Annotated in this window: 20 protein-coding genes and 1 other RNA gene; 9 read left to right on the top strand and 12 right to left on the bottom strand. The window is 51.4% G+C overall.

Going from position 1 to position 23,712, the window contains the following annotated elements:
• Positions 1-40: 40 nt before the first annotated feature.
• Entirely contained in the window at positions 41-4,402 is a 4,362-nt protein-coding gene (gene hrpA, locus ACFR81_RS07495) for an ATP-dependent RNA helicase HrpA (RefSeq protein WP_343875342.1), read from the top strand.
• A 100-nt stretch (positions 4,403-4,502) separates the two neighbouring features.
• Here the strand turns inward: hrpA and ACFR81_RS07490 are convergent, their stop codons facing one another.
• On the bottom strand, positions 4,503-4,931 hold the full coding sequence (locus ACFR81_RS07490; RefSeq protein WP_068168739.1) for an HIT family protein: 429 nt from the start codon (positions 4,929-4,931) through the stop codon (positions 4,503-4,505).
• Between the two features lie 8 nt (positions 4,932-4,939).
• Entirely contained in the window at positions 4,940-5,590 is a 651-nt protein-coding gene (locus tag ACFR81_RS07485; protein WP_151144438.1) for an MBL fold metallo-hydrolase, read from the bottom strand.
• A gap of 161 nt (positions 5,591-5,751) precedes the next feature.
• Here ACFR81_RS07485 and ACFR81_RS07480 point away from each other — a divergent pair, with 161 nt between their 5' ends.
• Positions 5,752-6,186 carry a Fur family transcriptional regulator gene (locus ACFR81_RS07480; RefSeq protein ID WP_238398048.1) on the top strand — a complete coding sequence of 145 codons (435 nt, stop codon included), beginning with the start codon at positions 5,752-5,754 and terminating at the stop codon, positions 6,184-6,186.
• A 169-nt stretch (positions 6,187-6,355) separates the two neighbouring features.
• On the opposite strand, the gene ACFR81_RS07475 is transcribed toward ACFR81_RS07480, so the two are convergent.
• The 5 genes from ACFR81_RS07475 to ACFR81_RS07455 all read right to left on the bottom strand — a co-directional run bounded on the left by ACFR81_RS07475 (position 6,356) and on the right by ACFR81_RS07455 (position 11,715).
• Entirely contained in the window at positions 6,356-7,267 is a 912-nt protein-coding gene (locus tag ACFR81_RS07475) for a metal ABC transporter permease (protein ID WP_068171583.1), read from the bottom strand.
• Positions 7,264-8,148 (bottom strand): metal ABC transporter ATP-binding protein, encoded by an 885-nt coding sequence (locus ACFR81_RS07470; RefSeq protein WP_343875347.1) that lies wholly within the window; start codon positions 8,146-8,148, stop codon positions 7,264-7,266. The genes ACFR81_RS07475 and ACFR81_RS07470 overlap by 4 nt, the downstream gene beginning before the upstream one ends.
• 2 nt (positions 8,149-8,150) lie before the next feature.
• Positions 8,151-9,110 (bottom strand): metal ABC transporter solute-binding protein, Zn/Mn family, encoded by a 960-nt coding sequence (locus ACFR81_RS07465; protein WP_186303136.1) that lies wholly within the window; start codon positions 9,108-9,110, stop codon positions 8,151-8,153.
• A 173-nt stretch (positions 9,111-9,283) separates the two neighbouring features.
• Positions 9,284-10,378: a hemolysin family protein gene (locus tag ACFR81_RS07460; protein WP_068171590.1), complete on the bottom strand. Its 1,095-nt coding sequence runs from the start codon at positions 10,376-10,378 to the stop codon at positions 9,284-9,286.
• Entirely contained in the window at positions 10,378-11,715 is a 1,338-nt protein-coding gene (locus ACFR81_RS07455; RefSeq protein ID WP_343875350.1) for a hemolysin family protein, read from the bottom strand. Before ACFR81_RS07455 ends, ACFR81_RS07460 begins: the two co-directional genes overlap by 1 nt.
• Before the next feature lie 308 nt (positions 11,716-12,023).
• On the opposite strand from ACFR81_RS07455, the gene ACFR81_RS07450 reads away from it, so the two are divergent.
• From ACFR81_RS07450 to ACFR81_RS07440, 3 genes are all read left to right on the top strand, one after another.
• On the top strand, positions 12,024-15,764 hold the full coding sequence (locus ACFR81_RS07450; protein WP_343875352.1) for a multifunctional oxoglutarate decarboxylase/oxoglutarate dehydrogenase thiamine pyrophosphate-binding subunit/dihydrolipoyllysine-residue succinyltransferase subunit: 3,741 nt from the start codon (positions 12,024-12,026) through the stop codon (positions 15,762-15,764).
• Between the two features lie 190 nt (positions 15,765-15,954).
• On the top strand, positions 15,955-16,554 hold the full coding sequence (locus ACFR81_RS07445; RefSeq protein WP_145173366.1) for a GDSL-type esterase/lipase family protein: 600 nt from the start codon (positions 15,955-15,957) through the stop codon (positions 16,552-16,554).
• A 146-nt stretch (positions 16,555-16,700) separates the two neighbouring features.
• Positions 16,701-16,775, top strand: a complete 75-nt coding sequence (locus ACFR81_RS07440; RefSeq protein ID WP_369796768.1) for a 50S ribosomal protein bL37 — start codon at positions 16,701-16,703, stop codon at positions 16,773-16,775.
• 95 nt (positions 16,776-16,870) lie between these two features.
• On the opposite strand, the gene rsrA is transcribed toward ACFR81_RS07440, so the two are convergent.
• Both rsrA and ACFR81_RS07430 read right to left on the bottom strand, forming a co-directional pair.
• Positions 16,871-17,140 (bottom strand): mycothiol system anti-sigma-R factor, encoded by a 270-nt coding sequence (gene rsrA, locus ACFR81_RS07435; RefSeq protein WP_145173369.1) that lies wholly within the window; start codon positions 17,138-17,140, stop codon positions 16,871-16,873.
• A gap of 1 nt (position 17,141) precedes the next feature.
• On the bottom strand, positions 17,142-17,795 hold the full coding sequence (locus ACFR81_RS07430) for a sigma-70 family RNA polymerase sigma factor (protein WP_343875356.1): 654 nt from the start codon (positions 17,793-17,795) through the stop codon (positions 17,142-17,144).
• 225 nt (positions 17,796-18,020) lie between these two features.
• Here ACFR81_RS07430 and ACFR81_RS07425 point away from each other — a divergent pair, with 225 nt between their 5' ends.
• From ACFR81_RS07425 to hisN, 4 genes are all read left to right on the top strand, one after another.
• Positions 18,021-18,533 (top strand): DoxX family membrane protein, encoded by a 513-nt coding sequence (locus tag ACFR81_RS07425; RefSeq protein ID WP_068171605.1) that lies wholly within the window; start codon positions 18,021-18,023, stop codon positions 18,531-18,533.
• 107 nt (positions 18,534-18,640) lie between these two features.
• Complete coding sequence (aroA, locus tag ACFR81_RS07420) at positions 18,641-20,011, top strand: 3-phosphoshikimate 1-carboxyvinyltransferase (RefSeq protein WP_343875358.1); 1,371 nt, start codon at positions 18,641-18,643, stop codon at positions 20,009-20,011.
• The gene (rsgA, locus tag ACFR81_RS07415) at positions 20,004-21,092 is read left to right on the top strand and encodes a ribosome small subunit-dependent GTPase A (RefSeq protein WP_190618644.1); all 1,089 of its coding nucleotides are present in this window, start codon (positions 20,004-20,006) and stop codon (positions 21,090-21,092) included. Before aroA ends, rsgA begins: the two co-directional genes overlap by 8 nt.
• A gap of 51 nt (positions 21,093-21,143) precedes the next feature.
• Positions 21,144-21,950, top strand: a complete 807-nt coding sequence (gene hisN / locus ACFR81_RS07410; protein ID WP_145173375.1) for a histidinol-phosphatase — start codon at positions 21,144-21,146, stop codon at positions 21,948-21,950.
• A 65-nt stretch (positions 21,951-22,015) separates the two neighbouring features.
• On the opposite strand, the gene ACFR81_RS07405 is transcribed toward hisN, so the two are convergent.
• The 3 genes from ACFR81_RS07405 to smpB form a co-directional block, all read right to left on the bottom strand.
• A complete protein-coding gene (locus tag ACFR81_RS07405) occupies positions 22,016-22,555 on the bottom strand; it encodes a DUF4190 domain-containing protein (protein WP_343875361.1) in 540 nt (179 codons plus the stop codon).
• 137 nt (positions 22,556-22,692) lie between these two features.
• Positions 22,693-23,062, bottom strand: a transfer-messenger RNA (tmRNA) gene (gene ssrA, locus ACFR81_RS07400).
• A gap of 153 nt (positions 23,063-23,215) precedes the next feature.
• Positions 23,216-23,707 (bottom strand): SsrA-binding protein SmpB, encoded by a 492-nt coding sequence (gene smpB / locus ACFR81_RS07395; protein WP_343875559.1) that lies wholly within the window; start codon positions 23,705-23,707, stop codon positions 23,216-23,218.
• Between the last annotated feature and the right edge of the window lie 5 nt (positions 23,708-23,712).

Below are 23,712 nucleotides of genomic sequence, written 5' to 3'. Positions count from 1 at the left end.
TTTCCCCTACGCTGTGGCTGTTCTACAATGATTTTTCAGTATGTCTAAGAATCATTCAGGCTCCGCCTCACCCTCACTTTCCCACATTGCCGCCGCTATGCATGCGGCGAATACCCGCGCGTCGACCCCTGCACCGCAAGCAGATGTTGCACATCCTGCGCAGAAAAATAACTCTGCAAGGCAGAAAAGCTCCGGGACAACTCAGCGTAAGAAACGCGGGTCAGCTCGTTCTCCGCAGCAGAATCAGAACCGTAACAGAGGCGAGCGCAAAACAACCTCTCGGGAGTACAAGCCTTTTATTCCCAGCACCATCAGCTTTCCTCCTGCACTTCCGGTCTCCGAACGCCGGGAAGATATCAAAAAAGCAATTGCTGAGAACCAGGTTGTTATTATCGCCGGTGAAACGGGCTCAGGTAAGACTACCCAGATTCCTAAAATGTGTTTAGAACTTGGTCTGGGCGAAACCGGGCTGATCGGGCATACTCAGCCCCGCCGTCTGGCTGCTCGATCTGTTGCTGAACGTATTGCTGAAGAACTCGGTCAGAACATTGGACAGACAGTGGGGTATCAGGTTCGCTTCACCTCCGAGGTGGGCGAGCATTCGGCAATCAAATTGATGACCGACGGCATCTTGCTAGCAGAGATTCAAAATGACCCGCTACTGAAAAAGTATTCGACCATCATTATTGATGAAGCGCACGAACGAAGCCTCAATATTGACTTCATTCTTGGTTATCTCAAACGCATTATGGGTCAGCGCTCCGATCTTAAAATCATCATTACTTCTGCCACCATTGACCCCGAGCGTTTTGCTCGCCATTTTTCGCCCAGCTTTGTGCCTGGGGTCGGAATTGTCGATGACTCTCTGAGCGCTGAAGAAAAGGAAATTGCCGAGGCAACGCTGCCAGATGACGCACCTCCCATCATCGAGGTGTCAGGCAGAACCTATCCCGTTGAAATCCGCTACCGTCCGCTGAATGTGCCAACCGAGGGTGAAGACGACGACGCCGACGACGGTTTAGAGGACGAAGATCGTGATCCCATCGAGGGTATCTTGGACGCGATTCGCGAATTGGCGGCAGAAGATCCCGGCGATATCCTCATCTTCTTCTCGGGGGAGCGAGAAATCCGCGATGCTCAAGATGCCATTGAGGACATGATTCGCTCCACTCGGAGGCTACCCCACTATGAGGTTTTACCCCTGTTCGGCCGCCTCTCGATGCAAGAGCAAACTCAGGTGTTCCGCCCCGGTTCACGCCCGCGCATCGTGTTGGCAACCAACGTTGCAGAAACCTCACTGACAGTACCCGGTATCAAGTATGTGATTGATACCGGCACCGCCCGCATTTCACGTTATTCTTCTCGTACTAAAGTTCAGCGCCTTCCCATTGAGCGTATTTCTCAGGCGAGCGCTAACCAACGGTCGGGTCGCTGTGGGCGCGTGTCAGATGGTATTGCTATTCGTCTTTATTCTGAAGAAGATTTCCTTTCCCGCCCAGAATTTACCGACCCTGAGATTTTGCGTACCAACCTGGCTGCGGTGATTTTGCAGATGACCTCTATTGGAGTGGTGAAAGCTATCTCCGATATTGAGCGTTTTCCCTTTGTGCAGCCGCCAGAGACCCGCGCTATCAACGATGGCGTCAACCTCCTGCGGGAGCTGGGCGCTCTGCGCCAGAAGAACTTCCAGCAGGCTACGCGTGGACGCCGTTCGCCCGCTACGCCACTGACCGGTGTGGGGCGCAAGATGGCAGCGCTACCCGTTGATCCCCGTTTGGCGCGCATGATTGTCGAGGCAGATCAGCGCGGTTGTGCCAAAGAAATGATGGTTCTCGCCGCGGCATTGACTGTGCAAGACCCGCGAGAACGGCCCACTGAGCGTCGGGCAGAAGCTGATACTCAGCATGCACGCTTCAAAGACGAAAAATCTGACTTCTCCAGCTATCTCTTGCTGTGGAACTTCATCAACGAAAAGCAGCAGGAGCTCTCTTCCAGCCAGTTCCGCAAGTTGTGTCATCGAGAATTCCTGAATTTCTTGCGAGTGCGTGAATGGCAGGATCTTTATGCGCAGCTGGCTGAGATTGGACGGTCAGCCCACATCTCAGTGAGCCGCGGCAGAGATATCAATCCCGCAGCCCCCGAGGTCGATCTTCATAAGTCGCTACTTTCGGGCTTGCTCTCTCATATTGGCCTCAAAGATGAACGAGCCCGCCGCGAGTACATGGGCGCTCGGGGTACCCGTTTCCAAATCTTCCCAGGTTCTGGATTGTTCAAGAAAAATCCCGAGTGGATTGTTTCGGCTGAATTAGTAGAGACATCCCGCTTGTGGGCACGAGTCAATGCAGAGGTCAAGCCCGAGTGGATTGAAGAAGTCGGCTCTCACCTGGTAAAAAAGCAGTACTCTGATCCTCATTGGTCATCGGCTCAAGGGTCGGTCATGGCACATGAAAAGGTCACACTCTTTGGAGTGCCCGTGATTGCGGACCGCAGAGTGCAGTACTGGCGTATTGACCCGCAGGCAGCCCGGGAAATGTTCATTCGCTCCGCCCTCGTTGAAGGCGACTGGCGAACCCATCACAAGTTCTTTGAGCGAAATCAGCGCGCGTTGGCTGAGGTCGAGGAACTCGAAGCTCGCCTGCGCCGTCGTAATCTGCGCGTAGACGATCAGACGCTCTTTGATTTTTACGATGCCCGGTTGCCAGAGAATATCTACTCCGAACGTCATTTTGATCGCTGGTGGAAAGAGGAGCGGACAAAGAACGAGCATCTGTTGGATTTCAACCCCGATCATCTCATCGATGAAGAAGCTGCAGACTACGACGAATCGCTCTTTCCCCGAACCTGGACGATTCATACCGGATCAGGCGAACTCACCCTCGATCTGCGCTATGAATTTGCTCCATCGGTTTCTATCGGGGGAGTCCGCAGTTCAGAGACTAAGGCAGACGGAATTGCCGTGCAGGTACCTATCCTATTCCTCAATCAACTGGAGCAAGCTCCCTTTGAGTGGATGATTCCCGGTCTACGCACTGAACTCATCACGGCACTTATCAAGTCCTTGCCTAAGCAGCTGAGGAAGAATTTTGTGCCGGCGCCCGACGTCGCCCAAGCTGCAGTGGCAAAACTCAACGCTGAGTTCTCCCCTGCCGAGGACAACCTCCTCGAATCTTTGGCACTGGTGCTCCGTCGTCTTCGAGGAATTGTAGTTGACCCTGCCGCCTTTAACTGGGATCAGGTACCAGAGTATCTTCGCTTCACGTTCCAGGTGCGCAACCCTCACAATAAAATTTTGGGTGAAGGTCGCGATATCGAGTTACTCAAGACCCAGTTACACTCCCATATTCGTTCTGCTCTGGCAGCATCGCTGGGGGCTTCACCCGATACTTTTGCTGCTATGAACAAGATGGCTCAGAGGCAGCAATCCTCTGCGCAACGAGGTGGAGATCAGTCCAAGGGTCAGCGCCCGACACTGGCGGGAAAGACGGTTACAGCAGGACACGCATCCGCAGCTGCCCATGGCGTTCGCGAGCAAAGTGGTTTGACCGACTGGCCCGCACAAGAGTTTCCGCGCAAAATTGAACGAGTCATCGCTACCCAAAAAGTCGCCGGTTTTCCGGCGCTCTTTGACGAAGGAAAAACCGTGGGGATTAGAATCTTCCCCACCGAAGCGGAAGCAGCGCGTTCACAACGTCGCGGCGTCATTCGTCTGCTTCATCTCAAGGTGCCCTCGCCTATCCGCTATGTGAGTGACCATCTGTCGAACCGAGAGAAAATCGTCTTCACTCAGAATCCGCACGGTTCTATTGATTCGCTCATTAGTGACTGCACAGTGGCAGCGGTAGATATGTTGACACCGGCGCAGGCGTCCTTTACCCACGACGAATTTGAAAAAGTTTTTCAGCAGGTTCGTGCAGAACTCATTGAATCGGTTTTCCAAGTCACCAAGTTAGTGGCGGATATCCTGGCAGAAGCTTCGGCTGTGCAGAAGAAAATAAAAAAGAGCACCTCGTTGAGCGTCATTCACGCGATGCAAGATATGAAAGCTCAGTTGGATCACCTGATATATCCCGGATTCGTAGCCCAGACGGGGTATTCTCAGCTGGTTCATCTCCCCCGCTACCTGAAAGCAATCACTCAGCGCATTGAGAAGCTGGGACCCCAGGTGCACCGCGACAATCAGCTCATGATTGCGGTACAGGAACTAGAAGACGAATATGATTCAGCCCTGAAATCTTTGCCCCAAGGGACCGAAGTTTCTGATGAATTAGAACACGTGGGTTGGATGATTGAGGAGCTACGCGTAAGCTTCTTTGCTCAAGAACTGGGTACAGCCTATACCGTTTCCGAAAAGCGGATTCGCAAAGCGCTACGAGATGCTCTAGAGAATCTGAAAAATTCATAGCAATCTGTCAAAATGCTGAAATAATTTAGCCCCGGTTCTTCTGATGAAGAACCGGGGCTAAAACATCCGAGAATGCATATTACATCAAAGTGAGCACGCCTTAGGACTCAGGTACAAACTCTTCCCAGCCCGCCTCGCGCAAAGCTGCACGAAGTTTCTCAGCGTGTGCGTCCAGGGTTGCGCCATCGACGTTACGGTCTATAGCTTCTGGCCCAAAGTCAGCTAATCCATTAACCGGGTAGACATGCAGATGAGTATGAGGCACTTCTAACCCTGCAATCATCAAACCAATTTTAGTTGCGGTAAAGAGGTGCGACTGTGCCTGACCAATTTTCTGAGCCACGTCGAAAAGATGGGCGTTCAAGTCTGCAGGTAAATCAATCCAGTGATCGATTTCTTCACGAGGGACGACGAGCGTATGCCCCTCCCCCATGGGTTCGATGGTTAAGAAAGCCACAGCTTTCTCGTCTTTCCAAATGAAGCGTCCGGGAATGTCGCCGTTAATAATTTGGGTGAAAACGGTAGCCATGTCTCTCCTTAGATCTCTACCTCATCGCGGGGCTCCAGGTGAACGTACTCGGTACCGTATTTTTCCCCGAAGTTTTTCAGCTGTCCTTCAATAATGCCATGCCCGTTCTCCGAAAGGAGGGCATTGTGAATGGGGTATGCCTTCTCAGCTCCCACAGCGATGATGTAATCGATAACTTCTTGAATCTTATTCCAGGGAGCATGGATAGGTACGAGCAAGGTTTTTACCTTGAGCTGGTGAGGCACGACCAGCGAATCACCGGGGTGGAACAGCTCATCATTGATGAGGTAGCCGACGTTATCGATAGTGCGAATCAACGGGTGAATCAACGCGTGCTGTCCGCCGAACGTCTTGATGTCGAATCCATCCAGAGAGAAAGATTCCTCCGCCTCAGCGTTATGGAGCTTGGCGCCCTTGACTTTGTCTTTCAGCTCGTCAATCACTGCTCGAGGAGCATAGAGCTCAGTTTCAGGGTGAGCTTCTAGAAAAGCTGCAACTTTCTCTGCTTCAAAGTGGTCAGGGTGAGCGTGGGTGATGAGAATGAAGTCAGCACCTTCGAGAGCCTCTTCGACCTCAGAGAAATTCCCCGGATCCAGCACCAGCGTTTTGTTGTTATTTTGGAGGCGAATACATGAGTGAGAATATTTAATAAGTTTCATATCTCTAGCCTAGTGGCGGGCACAACAGAAATTCCAGTTTGCTGCCTCAGCACTTAATGCCTGAGACGATATTTGCTCTTTCAAGAAACACCCCGCCATATGCTGGAGCGCTGGTGTAAGGTTAGGGACGATTTATGTACGTTGTACCAAAGGATTCTTTCGTGGCTTCAACACAAGGTTCATCTCCTAAACCCGAGATTCGTAATACAAAGCAACGTCGCACAGTGAAATCAACCATAGAAGGTCTTGAAGATTTCATCTCTGCGCAGGATCTTCATCTGTTGATGGTGAACCGCGGCGAATCGGTATCATTAGCGACTACTTACAGAATTCTGCAGTCGATGGCGGAGCAGGGCGAGGTGGATGTGCTCAAAACGGAAGACGGCGAGGCTATCTATCGCCAGTGCGCTGTGGAGCACCATCACCACCACCTATTGTGCAGAAATTGCGGAGCAGCGGAAGAGCTAGAAGTTCCGGACTTAGAATCGTGGGCGCACGAAATCGGTGAGAAATTTGGTTTTGCGGATATCAATCACGTCATTGAAGTCACTGGAATATGCGCAGACTGTCAAAAGAGAGCTAAGACTACTCACTAGAGATTTTATGCAAACAATCGGTAAGAAACTGACCAAGCACACCGGTACGGTGAACAAGCTTGGACTGGTCTGAATTGCATTTGCGAGCTCTAGCCAGGCATGCAAGAAGGTTCATTCAGCGTTGGGTGCTTGCTCGGTTTTTATCTTTCGAGCACCCCCAAATAAGACTTTAAGCAGCAATCTTCTGAGGTTGCGTCTCGCCTCGTCCAGAAGCGCTATGACGTCCTCGTACTCCGGCTACAATCCTGCACAGCACGTAAATGATGAACGAGATGGTCGTAACGTAGGGGCTAATAGGAAGGGATCCTGCCAGAGCCAACAGCATGCCGCCCACCATGGAAATCTCTGCAAATAGCACCGAAAATATCAAAGCCTTCAGCGGTGACGACGTTACTTGCAGAGCCGCCGCAGAGGGCGTGATCAGTAGGGCTAGCACGAGCAAAGAACCCACTACCTGCACAGACAGCGCAACGGCGATACCCAAAATCACCATAAACAGCAACGACAGTGCGCGAAGCGGAACTCCTTTGGCACGTGCCACCTCAGGGTCAAGAGAAGCGAAAGTTAGCGGTCGCCAGACTAGAGTCAGAGCCACCACTACGATGACGGCGCCGATGATCATTTCCAGAAGCTGTGAATCGTCCACCGATACAATCTGCCCAGTCAACAGCGAAAACTTGTTGTTTGCTCGTCCTTCATACATCGATAGAAACAGAATGCCCAGCCCGAGGCCAAAGGGCATCAGGGCACCAATGACAGAGTTAGATTCGCTACGCTTGACACCCAACAACCCAATGAGAATAGCCGAAGCAATAGAACCCACCAGCGATCCCGTGACTACGTCAAATCCTAGTAGCAAGAAGAGGGCAGCACCGGCAAAAGACATTTCAGCGATACCGTGCACCGCAAAGGCATGGTCGCGCATCATCACGAACATCCCCACAAAGCCACCGATAACCCCCAGTACCGCACCAGCCAATATTGACTGGCTCAGTAGCTGAACCAATTCTCCGTAACGGTCGAAAACAAAAATTTTGGACCAAAATTCAGAGGCAGTGAGTGCACCTATTAGATGAATCATGCGCGAATCTCCCGCTCTGCGTAGGTTGAACCAAGCCCGTGGTCGCTGCAATGGGGGTGCGCAATGTCGCCTGCGCTGATATCCAGAGGAGCATTGGCGTCACCTCCCACGACGACGTAGCGGCCGTTGGTTCGAATCACGGTAACTTGGATCTGGTAAAGATCCGAGAGCACTTCACTTCGCATGACCTCTTCAACCGTTCCCACGGTGAAGCGACCGTTGGCTAGATAGAGCACCCGATCGACATGATCAATAATAGGGTTGATTTCGTGGGTCACGAACACCACGGTGGCATTTTTCTCTTTGTTATAGCGGTGTATCAAATCAGAGACCGCGTACTGGTGATTTAAATCCAGAGATAATAACGCTTCATCTGCCAACAAAATCTGAGGATCATTGGCTAGGGCCTGCGCGATACGCAGCCTTTGTTGCTCCCCACCAGAGAGTAATCCAATGGGAACCTTGGCGTATTCGGTTGCGCCTACAGCTTCTAGAAGCTGGTCAATCACAGCGTTTTGCTTCTTGTTCCCTACACGAATCCCCCATTTGTGCCCGTCGATTCCCAAGCCCACAAAATCGCGAGCACGCAGAGGCGCATTAGTAGGTAGCGGACGTTGCTGAGGAATGTAGCCAACTCCTGGATTGCCAGTCTTAGCAGGTGAACCCAGAACGGAAATGCTACCGCTGTTGAGTTGGGTTAGCCCTAACACCACTTTCAAAAAAGTGGATTTGCCAGAGCCATTGGGCCCAAGCACTGCAAAGTACTCCCCTTGCTGGATCGTCAAATCCAGTTCACTCCATAGTTTGCGGGAGCCAAAGGAGAGTTCACCGTTGTGGACAGCGATAGATGCCTGGAAAATCCGGGGGTGTTGTGGGTTCATACTTATTGATCAACAGCCTGTTTGATGTTGGAAATATTATCGTTCATCCAGTCTACGTAGCTCTTGCCTTCAGGGAGGGTTTCATAAAATGATGCGTTGGCTACATGGTGTTCCTGAGCGGTTTTGAGCACTTCATTGGTCTGGTTGGATGAGGTTTGTTCGTTGTAACCCAGAAAGTTAACAGAACCGTTAGCGAGTTGGTCTTTGATTTCCTGCAATGTTAGTGGAGCTACATCTGAGCCGTCCTCTATCGCTGCGGTGAAATCTGCTGGGGTGACATCTTCCATGCCGGTTGTCTGCAAGAGGTAATTAGGTACGGGCTCCGTAGCAATAAAGTGTTTACCTTTTGCATTTAGACTTTCGGCGTCTTTCTTTAAGGTGTCGAGCTTAGCTTCAAAGCTTTCGCTATTTTTCGCAAAAGTATCCGCATCTGTAGAATCCACAGCTTTAAGTTCTGTTGCTACTGCTTCAGATACCTTTTTCATGGCATCCAGGCTGTACCAAACGTGCTCGTTGAGGGAGCCATGATCGTGAGTATGTTCTTCCCCCTCAGAATGCTGATGGCCCTCAGTGAGTTCCTTTATCTCTTCTTCTGAGAATAGTCCTGATTCCTCTACTGCATTGATAACTTTTTGGTCTGGGTTATCGGTGCCTGCCATGTCTTCGAGGAATTGATCGTAACCGCCGCCGTTGAGCACCACAAGATCCGCATCTTTGACTTTCAAGCGGTCTGAAGCGGTTGCTTCATAGGAGTGGGGATCCTGGCTGGTGGATGAGATGAGGGAAGTAACTTCGACTTTGTCCCCTGCTATCTGCCGTACGACATCGGCGTAAACGTCAGTAGTTGTTACTACTTTCACGACGTCGTCTTTCGAGTCAGAGGCAGAATTCTGAGCGCCGCATCCCGTGAGTGCTAAGGCACCTGCAGAGGCGAGAGCTACGCTGCGAAGGACGAGTTTCACGGATATTCTCCAGACTATTTTTGAAAACGATTCTCAACTAACATACTCCTTAGAGCGAATGGTTCGCAATTCCCTGAGTGAAACTTCCACCAAAATAGTGGTGCCCCGCTTCTTGCGGGGCACCATCATAAAATGAAATAAATTACGAAACCGAAAATCAACGAGAGTTAGCTCTAATCGGCAGCCGAACTTCCTGCCCGAACAGAAGCTGCCTCACGACGGCGCACATGCTCCTGTGTAGTGTCCTTGATTTCACCTACTAGCTCTTCCAAAATGTCTTCAAGAAATAGCACGCCTAGCGACTCCCCTTGTTGACTTACTACGTGGGAGATATGGGCGCGGTTTCGCTGCATGATAGCCAGAGCATCATCGATATCTACCCCTGGCTGAACAATCGACATCTGACGGATCTTGGACCAAGGAATAGTCCGCGACGAACGCTCCTTGGGTATCCCCAGCACATCCTTGATGTGGACATAGCCCATGTAGGTGCCGTCGTTGGCATCCTCGATGATGTATCGAGAGAATCCGGTATGAGCCACCAGGCTCTCAAGATCCATAGGCGAGCAGGGGAACTTCAAAGTCACTAGCTTCTCGCGAGGAACCATAATTTCTTCAACGTTCTTTTCGGAAAACTCCAATGCGCCAGAGAGGACGCCGGATCCGTCGTCCACCGTTCCCTCAGCAGTTGATTCCGCCACGATATTTTGAAGCTCATCCAAGGTAAAAGTGGAGGATACCTCAGATTTGGGCTCCACCTTCATCAAGCGCAACGTGTGGTCAGCTACCCAGTTGAGGAATCCGACAATGGGACGGAAGATACGCGAGAGCAGAACCAAAGGCGGAGCAATCCATAGTGCAACACCTTCAGATGCCAAGGACACAGCAGCGTTCTTGGGAACCATCTCCCCCAAAATAACGTGCAAGAAGGTGACGATAATCAGTGCAATCAAGAAAGCAGCAATATCTGCTACAGCGAGAGGAATGCCCAGATGCTCTAGGGGCCCGGCCACCAGATGGTGCAGAGCTGGTTCGGAGACATTGAGAATTAACAAAGAACAAACGGTAATACCCAGCTGGCAGGTAGCGAGCATGAGCGATACATGTTCTAGGGCATACAGAACGGTCTGCGCCCTTTTGTTGCCTGAATCGGCAAGCGGTTCCATTTGGGAGCGGCGAGTCGACATGATGGCGAACTCCCCCGCCACAAAGAAGGCGTTACCAGCAAGGAGCAATACCAGAAGTCCTAGGGCTGTCCAGTCACTCATTACTGTGCACCTCCACGTGCGGCTTCAAGAATTTCAGGTTTATGGGGAATATAGCGGATGCGGTCCACTCTCCTATGTTCCATGGCTTCAACTTTGAGAATGCCATTTTCAAGGGGAAGGTCATCCCCTGTTTCGGGAATTCGCCCCAACCGGTCCATGAGGAATCCGCCTACGGTTTCATAAGCGGGATCGTCTTCGATTTCAAGAACATCGATATATTCGTTGACTTCATCGGGACGCAAGAGACCAGAAAATAGCCAATCTCCTGAGCCCAGCATGAGCGGGCGTTCTTCCACTCCAGCGAGTTCGTGCTCGTCAGAGACTTCACCCACGATTTCCTCTACTAGGTCTTCGAGTGTGGTCATGCCAGCGGTTCCGCCGTACTCATCAAGGACGATGGCGAGTTGCAACGCACCTTCGCGCAACTGAAGAAGTAGCGCATCAAGGTGCAGGGTTTCGGGGACTTTGATGACTTCTTCCATCAGCGTGCCTGCCTCAAGCGTTTCACGCACATCGGCTGGAACGCTGACAGCCTTCTTCACGTGTACTGCTCCGACCACGTTGTCCTGGTCCTCCCGATAGAGGGGGAAACGAGAGTAGCCGGTAGCCTTAGCAGCCTCAATAATTTCGGAAACGGGAACAGTATCTTCCAACATGGTGACTTTACGGCGCGGAGTCATCACATCCGCTGCCGTAAGCTCAGCAAAAGACAAAGTCTTATCCACAAATCGAGCTGTATCCTGATCAAGCGTGCCCTGCTCTGCAGAGCGCTTAATCATCGATGACAACTCTTCTGGAGAGCGAGCACCGGAAAGTTCTTCCTTAGCTTCCATCCCAAAGAGATGCAGAATCTTATTCGCTGAACCATTCAATACATGCACAATCGGGTGCATCACCTTGGTGAACATTAGTTGCCAGGGAGCTAGCTGACGTGCCACCCGATAGGGCTCAGCGATTGCCAAGTTTTTAGGAATGAGCTCGCCTAGAAGCATGGACAGCAGGGTTGCAATGCCCATAGCCAAAATAAGGGTCATGATACGAGCGATATTTTCCGGCAAGCCCCAGCTTGAGATAGCGTCTACCGCTAAATCCTGAATCGCAAAATCCAGGGTATAGCCTGTAAGCAACGTGGTGATAGTAATACCAATCTGGCAACTCGAGAGCTGCGTAGACAGGGATTTCAGACACGCAAGTACTTTTTCGCCAGCTTTATCACCCTTATTAATCTCTTGCTGAACAGAACTCTGATCCAGCGCAACCATGGAAAATTCCACTGCCACAAAAAATCCGGTTCCAAAAATCAGTAATATACCAACGACAAGCAGAATCCATTCCATGCCATGAAATATTACCAGCGCTCAAAAAGCTACATCTATGATTTCTCCGAGCGCTAGAAAATTCCTGTTTAGACAACAAGACGGAGCTTCATCACTAATATTCAGCTCTCTGGGGAATTCATCTTTCGTTAACGAAGCGAGAGAGTAGAAAGTTAGGGTAAAAAGTTACTAAACTGAAAATAAGTATGCGAGGAACCGAACAGAGGTCTTCGCATAAAAAATAATTTCAGATCGAGCTCCCCTCTATACGGCGGAGTCGTGTGGTTCTGGAAATACTTCATCATCACAATGGAAGAGGCGTAGCAACTGTGCCCAATATTTCAGAGCACCAGGTGCCCGAAGAATTCGCTGGTAACGAATGGCTCGTTGAAGAGCTTTTTGAAAAATTTCAGCAAGACAAGAACTCAGTAGAAAAGAAGTGGTGGCCCATTTTCGAGCAGATGCAGGGTGAGAAGTCTTCCTCCTCCGAGTCTCAAGCTTCTCAGGAGTTCGCAGAGTCTTCACCGGCGAAGAAAACTGCGCCCGCGGCGTCAGCTACCCAGTCCGCTTCTCCGACGGTTGAGAAGGCTAGCCCGTCCAAGACCGGAACGGTTCCTGCCCCTCGCAAAGCTACTGAGCCCAAGCCTTCCTCTGAGGAATCCAAGAACCAAGAACCTGCCGAGGACAAAGAAGTTCCACTGCGCGGTCCTGCTAAAGCGGTTGTTACCACCATGGAGGAATCCCTTGAGGTTCCTACCGCAACTACGGTTCGCGCTGTACCTGCCAAGCTACTTATCGATAACCGTGTAGCCATCAACGAGTACCTCAAGCGCACCCGCGGTGGAAAGATTTCGTTCACCCACATTATTGGTTACGCTGTAATTCGTGCGGCAGCAGCCATTCCGTCCATGAACGTTCTGTATGGAACCAATGACAAGGGCAAGCCTGTTGCCATTCACCCCGCGCATATCAATTTCGGGTTGGCTATCGACATCCCCCGCCCCGACGGCTCGCGCAACCTCGTCGTACCCAACGTCAAGGGTGCTGAAGAGCTGAGTTTCTCTCAGTTCTGGAAAGAATACGACGACATCGTACAGCGCGGTCGCAAGGGCGAGTTGGGCATTGAAGATTTCCGTGGAACGACCATTTCGTTGACTAACCCCGGAGGCATTGGCACCGTCCATTCGGTGCCTCGCCTTTCAAAGGGTCAGGCATGCATCGTGGGTGTTGGTGCACTCAACTACCCCGCTGAATTCCGCGGAGCCTCAGAAAAGACTCTTGCTCGCCAGGGCGTTTCAAAGATTCTGACCTTGACTTCCACCTACGATCACCGGGTTATTCAAGGCGCAGGTTCCGGTGAATTCCTCCGCCAGATTGAGCACTTCTTGCTCGGTGGAGATGGTTTCTACGACCAGATTTTTGAAGACCTTCGTATTCCTTTTGAGCCCGTCCGCTGGGCAGTAGACAACCAAGTCAATCCTGAATCAGAAGTTTCTAAGGTTGCCCGTATCCAGCAGCTCATCCACGCCTACCGCGTGCGTGGTCACTTGATAGCTCAGACCAATCCACTGGGTTATGAGATGCTCTCGCACCCGGATTTGCAGTTGGAAAACTATGGTCTAACCCTGTGGGATCTTGACCGTTTCTGGCCCACCGGTGGTTTTGGAGGCAAGGATTTCCTCTCATTGCGCACGATCTTGGACTTGTTGCGCGAGGCATACTGCCGCACCATTGGCGTGGAATATATGCACATTGAGAACCCTGAAGAACGTCAGTGGTTCCAGACCAAACTGGAAAATGGGTACACCAAGCCCACCCGCGAAGAGCAGTTCCGTGTTCTAGGCAAGCTGAATGCTGCTGAAGCTTTTGAAACTTTCTTGCAGACGAAGTACCTCGGACAGAAGCGTTTCTCGCTCGAAGGCGGCGAATCACTGATTCCGTTGTTGGACTCGGTTATCTCTGAAGCAGCTGATGCTGGTCTCTACGGCGTAGGTATCGGCATGGCTCACCGTGGACGCCTGAATGTTTTGACCAACATAGCAGGTAAGTCTTACGCTCAGATTTTCCGTGAATTCGAAGGTGAAATGGATCCCCGCCTCACAGGTGGTTCAGGCGATGTGAAGTACCACCTGGGTACCGAAGGTGAATTCACCTCTGATAACGGCAACCAGACTCAGGTTTATCTTGCAGCTAACCCCTCTCACCTTGAAGCGGCTAACACCGTTCTAGAAGGTATTGTGCGAGCTAAGCAAGATAGCTTGGCTGAGGCCGGTAACACCGACCCCTTCCCCGTGCTTCCCATATTGGTTCATGGTGATGCCGCATTCGCAGGTCAGGGCGTTGTGATGGAAACCCTACAGATGTCCCAGCTTGAGGGATACAAGACGGGTGGTACCGTCCACATTATCGTCAACAATCAAGTGGGCTTTACCACTACCCCCTCCGATGGTCGTTCTTCAACCTACGCAACCGACGTCGCCCGTATGATTCAGTCACCTGTTTTCCACGTGAATGCAGATGATCCTGAAGCTGTAGTTCGCGCCGGTCAGCTTTCATTTGAGTACCGCCAGAAGTTCCAGAAGGACGTCGTTATCGACTTGCTGTGCTACCGCCGTCGCGGACACAACGAAGCCGATGATCCTTCGATGACTCAGCCTTCGATGTACAAAATGATTGGCGCGCAGAACTCGACCCGCAAGATTTACACCGAATCTTTGGTTGGTCGCGGAGATATCACTCAGGAAGAAGCTGAGAGAGCACTTAAGGATTATCAGCAGCGCCTAGAGCAGATTTTCACGGAGACTCACGAAGCACAGTCCTCCAAAGCGCCTCTCGTGACTGCAGATGCTGCGGCTGTCTCTAACATTGAGCGCCCCGCTGCTCAGCAGAGTGAAGATGCTGTCAACGTTCCTGAATCCACCAGCATCTCTGCAGAAACGCTCAAGAGCATTGGTGAGTCCTTCGTCAACTTCCCCGAAGGCTTTGAGCCCCACAAGAAGTTGAAGAAGCTCATGGAACAGCGCGAGAAGATGGCTGTTGAGGGTGGCATCAACTGGGGCTTTGGCGAGCTTGCTGCCTTTGGCTCTTTGCTTCTCGAAGGCATTAACGTGCGTATGTCCGGTCAGGACGTTCAGCGCGGCACCTTCGTGCAGCGCCACACTGTCTTGCACGATGCGAATACGGACGCTGAGTGGAATCCTTTGCAGCATCTTTCAGAGAACCAGGGACAGTTCAATATCTATAACTCGTTCCTCTCTGAATACGGCGTGATGGGATTCGAATACGGTTACTCCGTAGAACGTCCTGACTCGCTAGTGCTGTGGGAAGCTCAGTTCGGTGACTTCGCCAACGGCGCTCAAACCATTGTGGATGAATTTATTTCTTCGGCAGAACAGAAGTGGGCTCAGCGTTCATCGTTGGTTCTGCTTTTGCCCCACGGTTTTGAAGGTCAGGGACCGGATCACTCGTCTGCACGTCAGGAACGTTATCTACAGCTCTGCGCGGAGAACAATATGACCGTTGCTGTGCCTTCTACCCCGGCGTCGTACTTCCACCTGTTGCGCTTCCATGCGCACTCTCGCCCTCATAAGCCTTTGGTTGTCTTTACCCCCAAGCAGCTTTTGCGCTTGAAGGCAGCGGCGTCTTCAGTTGAGGATTTCACGCAGGGTGAGTTCAAGCCGGTTCTCGAAGATACCGGCAATCTGAAGGCTGAAGAGGTTCAGCGCCTGGTCATGGTTTCCGGTCGTCTTTACTACGATTTGGAAGCAGAGCGCCAGAAGTCCGGCGATAAGACCACTGCAATCATCCGCGTGGAGCAGCTCTATCCGCTTCCCGTGGATGAGATTCAAGCACAGTTGGCTAAGTATCCCAATGCCAAGGATATTGTCTGGGCACAGGACGAACCTGCTAACCAGGGTCAGTGGCCTTTCATTGCCGTCAATCTGGTGCCTGAGTTGGATGTGAAGGTTCGCCTGGCTTCACGCCGCGCGGCAGCATCTCCTGCAGCGGGTACCGGCAAGCGCCACGCAGCTGAGCTAGAAAGCTTGATTGCGGACGTTTTTGAAGGCTAAGTTTTCTCGGTGATGGTCGCTGTGCCGTTGAGACCAATAGTGTCTTAGCGGCACAGCATCATTTATGAGGGAAATACTTTTCTAGGATTTGTACCCTAAAGTGGAGGTTTCTCCCGTGGAGTACGATTATTCTTAAACGAGGACATCAACGGTTTTCCCGTTTTCCATACTTTTGACAGAAAGATTCTCAGTGGATCAGCGAAATATTAGACTAGTTGCCGTGGGCGATGACCTTTTGGCGGGTATTGGAGATCCCCGCGCGCTTGGCTGGTTTGGTCGGGTGCTTGCACGAACTCCGCAGAATTCCGCTCCGGTGGCAGCCTATAATTTGGCGGCACCTGGCGAAGGTACCGAGTTGCTTAACGCTCGTTGGTTCGATGAAGCGAGCCGTCGTTTTGGTCAAGGCGCAGACAATCGTTTGGTTATTGCTCCTTCTACTTTTGATGTGGATTTGGATATCACCAGCGCCCGGAGCCGTCTGAACCTCGCCAATATGGTGGACATGGCGTCGCAGAACAATGTGAAGGTTTTGGTAGTTGGTCCTCCGCCCACGCTCGATACAGAACGCAACCGCCGTATTGCAGATCTAAACGCAGCCTACGCGGATGTAGTGACCCGTCGAAATCACGTCTACGTAGATACTTTTAATCCGCTTCTTCACCATGAGCAGTGGCGTAATGATCTCGCGGCAAACGACGGGCGCCCAGGTCAGTCAGGCTACGGTTTGATGGCTTGGCTCGTTTTGCATCGAGGTTGGTACAGCTGGCTCAACCTTCCAGAACCTGTCTAACGGCTCACTGTTCAGCTGTTTCGTGCGGTCTCAGATGAAATTTCTGTCTGACTGTGCGAAAATGGACGGCAGTGTCTTGAAATTTTCGAGAACATTTATAGTGCGAACGGTATCACTGTTGGCATTGAATTTATAAGGAGGCTCTGATGAGCAAGCGCGGTCGTAAGCGCAAGGACCGTCGTAAGAATGGCGCTAACCACGGTAAGCGTCCTAATTCTTAAGGTACCTTGAATACTTTTCAGGCCCTGAGCTTTTTGAGCTCAGGGCCTGTTCTTTTTTTGCGGGGCTCCCTCGTTTGCCGTGAGCGCTACTTCAGCTAATGCCCTGCGGCAGAATGCTGGTTCTCGCGCAATGCTGAAATGCGTTCCCAAATCTTAGTTTTGAGATTCTCAGGTGCAGGTTCGCAACAAGAGCGTTTCACGACCGAACGGATAACGCATTCGAGGTCATGTTCACTGGCGCAGTGTTCGCAGTGCTTGAGATGGTGGTCCATTTCCTGCAATTCTTCGCAGGAGAGTGTGCCATCGAGGTATTCATAAATATGACCAAGCTTTTCTGAACAAGGATGTTGCTCCTTCTCTGTCATCTTATTTTCCCTTCTGAGCTGTTTGATTTTTGATGCCATGTTCTTCGGCGTAGTCTGCCAGTAAATCCCGGAGAAGCTTTCGCCCGCGGTGTAGGCGTGACATCACGGTGCCGATGGGCGTGTTCATGATGCCTGAGATTTCTTTATATGAGAATCCTTCGACATCGGAATAGTAGACCGCCATTCGAAATTCTTCGGGGATAGATTGAAGCGCCCGTTTAACGTCGTCATCCGGCAATCGGCTGAGTGCTTCAGCTTCTGCTGATTCGAGGCCCTTAGAGTCATGGGAACTCGCTTGCGCGAGTTGCCAGTCTTCCACCGTATCGGTGTGCGATTGGTGAGGCTCACGTTGACGTTTGCGGTACAGGTTGATGTAGGTATTCGTTAAAATCCTGTACAGCCACGCTTTGAGGTTTGTCCCTGGCCTGTACTGGTGGAATGAAGAATACGCTTTGGTATATGCCTCTTGCACCAGGTCTTCTGCATCCGCAGGATTTCGTGCCATGCGTAAAGCAGCAGCATACAGCTGATCCACATATTGCATCGCTTCTCGTTCGAAGCGCGCACGGCGTTCTTCCGTCGTTTCGTGTGTAACATCAACGTCAGATTCTTCAGACACGTTCCCCACTGATTCAGTGAGATGCTGTGCTGTCATTCAGCTGTTCCTTATCTGAGTAAGCGGAGTGCTTCCGCTGGGGGTGAGAAAGCTATTGAGTTGATGATAGGTATATCTTGAATACATCAACAAACCGTCTGCAAAAAATATTCCTTGTCATGCTCTTCGCGCGTCATCGCATGACAAAATCACTTCGCGTGCTTACTATTATAGGTAGTAAATTAACTACGAGATGGCTGGCGAAAGTCAGCTGGGAGGAACATTATGTCACTGGTACGTAAACTAGCACGCCCCCTACTTGCATCAAGCTTTGTACTTTCAGGCGTTGATCGTCTGAAGAACTCCAACGACTACAGCCACCTGGAGAAGGCTATAAGCCTCGCTTCTAAGTCAGCTCCTCAGTTGGTCGTCCTCAAGGGTAAAGAGCAGCTCCTTGGTCAGGGACTTGCAGCTACTCAGGTAGCTGCTGGTAGCTTGTTTGCCCTAGGTAAGCTCCCCCGCCTTTCTTCCGTCGTCCTTCTGGCTACCGGCGCAACCAACGCCTATGTTGAGTACGCTGCTACCGAGGCAAACACCAAGGAAGATAAGAAAGCTCGTTCCCGTTCTGCATTGACCAACGGTTCTCTACTGGGTGCCATTGCGATCACCGCAGTGGATACCGATGGCAATCCTTCACTCGTTTGGCGCGCCAACAAGCTCGGTAACACTATTGCTAAGAAGTCCGGTCAGATTACCTCTGACCTCAAAGATAAGTCAGATGACATCTTCAGCCACTAATAGCAGGTGAGCGTTTGAAGCCTCGTCCTTTCTTGGGCGAGGCTTCTTTTTATTGCGTAAACTGGAGGTACTGTGCGATATCAAGCTCGTATCTAGCGAAGGACAACGTGATTTCAACTCAAAATTCAGATGTACAGGTTCCCGACGGCGATTGGTTAGCGCCAACACCACTTTCTGCTCGGGGCGGGTTCGCCACGGTGCGCATCCCCGGTTCTAAATCTTTGACTAACCGTTATCTGATTCTTGCTGCTCTAGCTCACAGTCCTTCCGTTATTCATGCTCCTCTTCACTCACGAGATTCTGCGTTGATGGTCGAAGCGTTGCGGGCCTTAGGAGTACGAATAGAGGAAATAGAGACTGACAGCCCTTTTGGCCCAGATCTTCGAGTTTTCCCCCTCCCACGAGAAATAGAACCCTTTCATGCGTCCATTGACTGCGGTCTTGCAGGAACAGTCATGCGCTTTGTGCCGCCGGTTGCAGCACTAGTTCCTGGAACGTTCAGCTTCGATGGAGATTCTCATGCTCGCCAGCGCCCTTTGCAACCTGTAATTCAGGCGCTGCGAGACCTTGGGGTGGATATTGATTCCCAGCAGAATTCTTTGCCGTTTGAGATGAAATCTCGCGGTTCTATTGAAGTTTCGGAAATCACCATTGACGCTTCTGGGTCCTCCCAATTCCTCTCCGCCCTGTTGCTATCCGCACCCGCCTTTGAGCAGGGATTGACTATTCACCATCGTGGTTCAGCGATTCCGTCGATGCCCCATGTTGAAATGACACTGGAAGTATTGCGAGAAGTAGGAGTCAACGTTCAGGTGGAAGAAAACCGCTGGGTGGTTCCATCTACTTCCTATGCAGGTTTCGAGGTGACGGTCGAGCCTGATTTATCGAATTCCGGTCCGTTCCTCGCTGCAGCCACCGTCTTAGGTGCAGAAATTTTGATACCCGACTGGCCAGCACACACCACCCAAGGTGGGGACCATTGGAAGACCATCCTGCCTCTATTCGGCGCAAAAGTGGAACACGATTCCACCGGCTTGAAGGTTAGAGGTGCAACGCAGGCGGAAAAATTTCATCAGTCAGGGGTAGACCTCAACCTAGCAGAATCTGGAGAACTAGCACCTACTGTGGCTGCCCTCTGCGCGCTCACACGCTCCCCCAGTGTTCTGTCAGGGATTGCCCATCTGCGAGGACACGAAACCGATCGTTTAGCCGCCCTTGTTGAAGAAATAAATCGATTAGGCGGTCATGCTCAAGAAACAGAAGATGGTGTGAGCATCGAACAACCCGTCACCCACGGTGAACTATTTCATACCTATGATGACCACCGCATGGCAACTGCCGCTGCCATCATCGGCTTAGCTGTGCCCGGCGTCGTCGTCGAAAATATTGGCACCGTGGCTAAGACCCTTCCCGATTTTCCCCTCATGTGGGAAAACATGATCAATCAATGGACAGAAAGCGCTCGTGACCATGCGTAGAAACTGGGACGAATCAAATATCCGCGTACGGCCCAACAAAAAAGGATCCCGCCCTCGAACTAAGGATCGGCCCAGCTATAAAGACGCCGAAATCGGTCGAATTATCACCGTAGATCGCGGTCGATACACGGCAGTGGTAGACGAAGGTAGTCCCACTGAGCGCACGCTCACAGCAGTCCGAGCCAAGGAACTCCGAAGGAACCCCGTGGTCGTAGGTGACCGCGTGGCGCTGGTCGGAGACACCTCTGGCCAGGAAGGCTCACTAGCGCGGCTGGTACGGATTGAAGAGCGCGATACCGTGCTTCGTCGTAGCGCAGATGATACGGACCCCTACGAACGCGTAGTGGTTGCTAACGCCACTCAGCTTGTGATTGTAGTGGCAGCTGCTAATCCCGAACCGCGCACAGGATTTATTGACCGTTCTCTAGTCGCAGCCTTTGACGCGGGAATCCGCCCCATTCTGTGCATTACTAAAACTGACCTCAAGCACCCACAGGAGCTCTTAGATTACTTTGCGCAGGCGGACGTGCGCATCGTGCTTTCTGAGTCAAGGGACGGGCGCGCGCCCAGTGAAGAAGGATCGCAAGGTCTCTCCCCTAACCTCGTAGAAACTATCTCTTCTCTGTTGGAGGGAGAGGTGTCTGTGCTTCTTGGCCACTCAGGCGTGGGCAAGTCTACGCTGGTTAACGCTTTGACAGGCTCTACCCGAGATACCGGGCATGTTAATGCGGTCACGGGTCGTGGCCGGCATACGTCGTCTTCGGCGCTGGCATTGCAACCTCAGGATGCCCCCGCCGATACCTGGATTATCGATACACCGGGTATCCGCTCCTTTGGGTTGGCTCATATCCCCGCTGAAAATATAGTGGGTGCGTTTACAGAACTCGCGCCCGCAAGTGCTGGCTGCCCTAAGGGATGTTCACATTCAAGAACTGCGGCGGGCTGCGGTATTACAGCATTTGTGGCAGAGGGCAAGGCAGGTGCTTCAGGCCCTGCTCGCTTAGACTCGTTGCGCAAATTACTTGGCGTTGAAGAAAACCCCGAAGTTGGGTCTGAAAAAGAGCTCGGTATAGTCGAGTAATAATTGTTTTGCCCCGTCACCCCCTATATTTCTATGAGAAAATGATTTCTTATGAGTGCAAACACCTATACCGATGACCTCCGGCTCGCCCACATCCTTGCTGACAGCGTGGATCGTCTCACTCTATCGCGGTTTCAGAATCAGGATTTCACCGTGGAGACCAAGCCGGATTTGACTCCAGTGACTGACGCGGACAAAGAGGCAGAACAGCTCATCCGTAGCCAGCTTTCGCGAGTTCGCACCAGAGATTCTGTTTTAGGGGAGGAATTTGGGGAAACCGGCTCATCCTCTCGTCAGTGGGTCATTGATCCTATCGACGGCACCAAGAATTTTGTACGTGGCGTACCGGTATGGGCAACTTTAATTTCTCTGATGGATCATGGGCAGCCGGTACTAGGTGTAGTCTCAGCGCCTGCCTTGCAGCGCCGGTGGTGGGCTGCTCAAGGCACCGGAGCCTATACCGGGCGTTCTATTGCCAAGGCAACACGCATTTCAGTATCCGGTGTTTCAAACCTCTCTGACGCTTCTTTTTCTTATTCTTCGATGAGCGGGTGGAAGGAACTGGGTATTCGAGATCGATTCATCGACCTCACTGATAATGTGTGGCGCACGCGCGCTTATGGAGATTTTTGGTCCTATTGCATGGTGGCTGAAGGGGCGGTCGATATTGCGGCCGAACCTGAACTGAATCTTTACGATATTGCCGCTTTAGTCCCCATCGTGACCGAAGCGGGCGGACGCTTGACGTCGTTAGCAGGCGAAAACGGACCTCACGGCAGAAATGCGCTGGCCAGCAACGGACATTTACACCGAAACGCCCTTGATTTCCTCGGCACAGACAGAAAATTAGGCGATTAAATAGCCGAATCTCACAAAAATACCCGCCTGAGCAGGGCGGGTATTTTGATGAGAAAACTATTCTTTTAGAAAATCGAAGTATTCGACGGTGGATTTTGGCATTCTTGATACTCCGTTGTACCCGGTTCATAGGCGCTACAATCTGAAATCTCGCTAAAGAGCCATACTGAGAGAATCATTGCGCCAATACTCAGAATAGTTCCTATGGCTCCCACCACGATTGCACCAATTGCCATGAGGCGCGCCCGGCGGTAAAAGAATTGAGGGTCTGAAGGGCGAGTACGTCGTAGTGCCATAATTCCCAGGACGATTCCTAAGACCGCAGGAACCAAGCTCAGACCGGCGGCACCTAGTGCCAAAAAAATGACTGCACCGATAGAAAAGACTGCCGATACGATTCCACCAAACGCCAAAACATAACCACGCCCCCTCGCATCAGTGGGGTGGGCGCCTAATGGGCGACGTACATTCTCAGGGATCACAAATTGCTCAGGTACTCCTGACTGTGTGGCCAGTGAACCAGGCTGCCATGGTTCCACATGGTTCTGATGAGAAGCAGAAGGCTGTACGGGCTGCTGGGGAGATGAAGCAGAAAATGATGGCATCAGAGCAAAAGACCTTATCCGCAGAAAATATGTATTTCTATTCAATCACAGCCACTTACCCGAAATGTATAGCTCAAGAGCGAGAATAGAAGAAAAAGGGCACAAAAAAGCCCCCTTCTCATAGAGAAGGGGGCTAATCGTGGAGATGCGGGGAATCGAACCCCGGTCCGATGTGTTTTCAACAGGGCTTCTACGTGCGTAGTTTACGTAGTGGTGTTTTCGGCTCCGGCACTTGCGTAAACACATATGCCGCCGAACCTATTCGTATAAGAGTCCCTTATGCCCCTACGACGAGGGTATAAAGCAGTGGCCTTCTAAGTTGATGCCGGGTACTGAGTCAAAGGCGAACTCAGGCCGACAGACTGGACTCGCGCTTAGGCAGCGAGTGCGAAGTCAGTGCGATTTTGTTTTGCACTTATTGTTTTGCAGAGGGTATTTACGAGTGTCCTCTACATCCTCGGCACGCTTCACCTGTTTCAACTCACATCGTCGAAACCGATCATCCCCAATATTCTTTTTTCAAAGAGCTTACCTATTCCAGAAAGTTATCTGCTTGATAAAGCCTAAATTTACCTACAGGACCAATCCGGGCAGGACTCTTCAGTCTACACCGACACAACTTATTTGCCAAGAGCCAGCAATAGGAGGTAGCCGTTATCACTAGCCAAGATTCTTATACCGCATAGCGCGGGCGGCTTCCAAGTTGTCCTGGCGCTCACGGAGCGCGTGGCGTTTGTCGAACTCTCGTTTACCGGTAGCTAGCGCGATTTCAGCCTTCGCTTTACCGTTAGAGAAATAGATGCGCAGGGGAACTGCCGTGTAACCCGTTTCGTTGAGTTTCTGCGCAATCTTATCAATTTCATAGCGGTGCAAGAGCAGTTTTCGACGGCGTCTTGCTTGGTGGTTGGTCCACGAACCTCGCCCATATTCGGCGATATTTATGCCTTCCAGCCAAAGCTCGTTACCGTACATCTGGCAGAAGCCTTCAGTAATGTTAACTCCCCCATCTCGCAGGGATTTTACTTCGGTACCCATGAGCTGCAATCCAGCTTCGTAGGTATCTACGATGTTGTAGTTGTGGCGAGCTTTTCTGTTCGATGCAACTACTTTATTATTCGGGTCTTCAGTCTTTTTTTTCTTCTGTGTTGCCATCATTT

The sequence above is a fragment of the Rothia amarae genome (assembly GCF_042677725.1).
Taxonomy (GTDB): domain Bacteria; phylum Actinomycetota; class Actinomycetes; order Actinomycetales; family Micrococcaceae; genus Rothia; species Rothia amarae.
The sequence above is the reverse complement of the archived record's forward strand: the minus strand, read 5'-3'. Positions and strand labels throughout refer to the sequence as shown.

What these genes read in the sequence shown, in the direction of transcription:
- rsgA (WP_190618644.1), top strand. Translation starts at nt 20,004, where the DNA reads ATGCGTAGAAACTGGGACGAATCAAATATCCGCGTACGGCCCAACAAA.
- ACFR81_RS07490 (WP_068168739.1), bottom strand. Translation starts at nt 4,931, where the DNA reads ATGGCTACCGTTTTCACCCAAATTATTAACGGCGACATTCCCGGACGC.
- ACFR81_RS07470 (WP_343875347.1), bottom strand. Translation starts at nt 8,148, where the DNA reads ATGAACCCACAACACCCCCGGATTTTCCAGGCATCTATCGCTGTCCAC.
- smpB (WP_343875559.1), bottom strand. Translation starts at nt 23,707, where the DNA reads ATGGCAACACAGAAGAAAAAAAAGACTGAAGACCCGAATAATAAAGTA.
- ACFR81_RS07430 (WP_343875356.1), bottom strand. Translation starts at nt 17,795, where the DNA reads ATGACAGCACAGCATCTCACTGAATCAGTGGGGAACGTGTCTGAAGAA.
- hrpA (WP_343875342.1), top strand. Translation starts at nt 41, where the DNA reads ATGTCTAAGAATCATTCAGGCTCCGCCTCACCCTCACTTTCCCACATT.
- hisN (WP_145173375.1), top strand. Translation starts at nt 21,144, where the DNA reads ATGAGTGCAAACACCTATACCGATGACCTCCGGCTCGCCCACATCCTT.
- ACFR81_RS07460 (WP_068171590.1), bottom strand. Translation starts at nt 10,378, where the DNA reads ATGAGTGACTGGACAGCCCTAGGACTTCTGGTATTGCTCCTTGCTGGT.
- ACFR81_RS07485 (WP_151144438.1), bottom strand. Translation starts at nt 5,590, where the DNA reads ATGAAACTTATTAAATATTCTCACTCATGTATTCGCCTCCAAAATAAC.
- ACFR81_RS07405 (WP_343875361.1), bottom strand. Translation starts at nt 22,555, where the DNA reads ATGCCATCATTTTCTGCTTCATCTCCCCAGCAGCCCGTACAGCCTTCT.
- rsrA (WP_145173369.1), bottom strand. Translation starts at nt 17,140, where the DNA reads ATGACAGAGAAGGAGCAACATCCTTGTTCAGAAAAGCTTGGTCATATT.
- ACFR81_RS07425 (WP_068171605.1), top strand. Translation starts at nt 18,021, where the DNA reads ATGTCACTGGTACGTAAACTAGCACGCCCCCTACTTGCATCAAGCTTT.
- ACFR81_RS07475 (WP_068171583.1), bottom strand. Translation starts at nt 7,267, where the DNA reads ATGATTCATCTAATAGGTGCACTCACTGCCTCTGAATTTTGGTCCAAA.
- ACFR81_RS07455 (WP_343875350.1), bottom strand. Translation starts at nt 11,715, where the DNA reads ATGGAATGGATTCTGCTTGTCGTTGGTATATTACTGATTTTTGGAACC.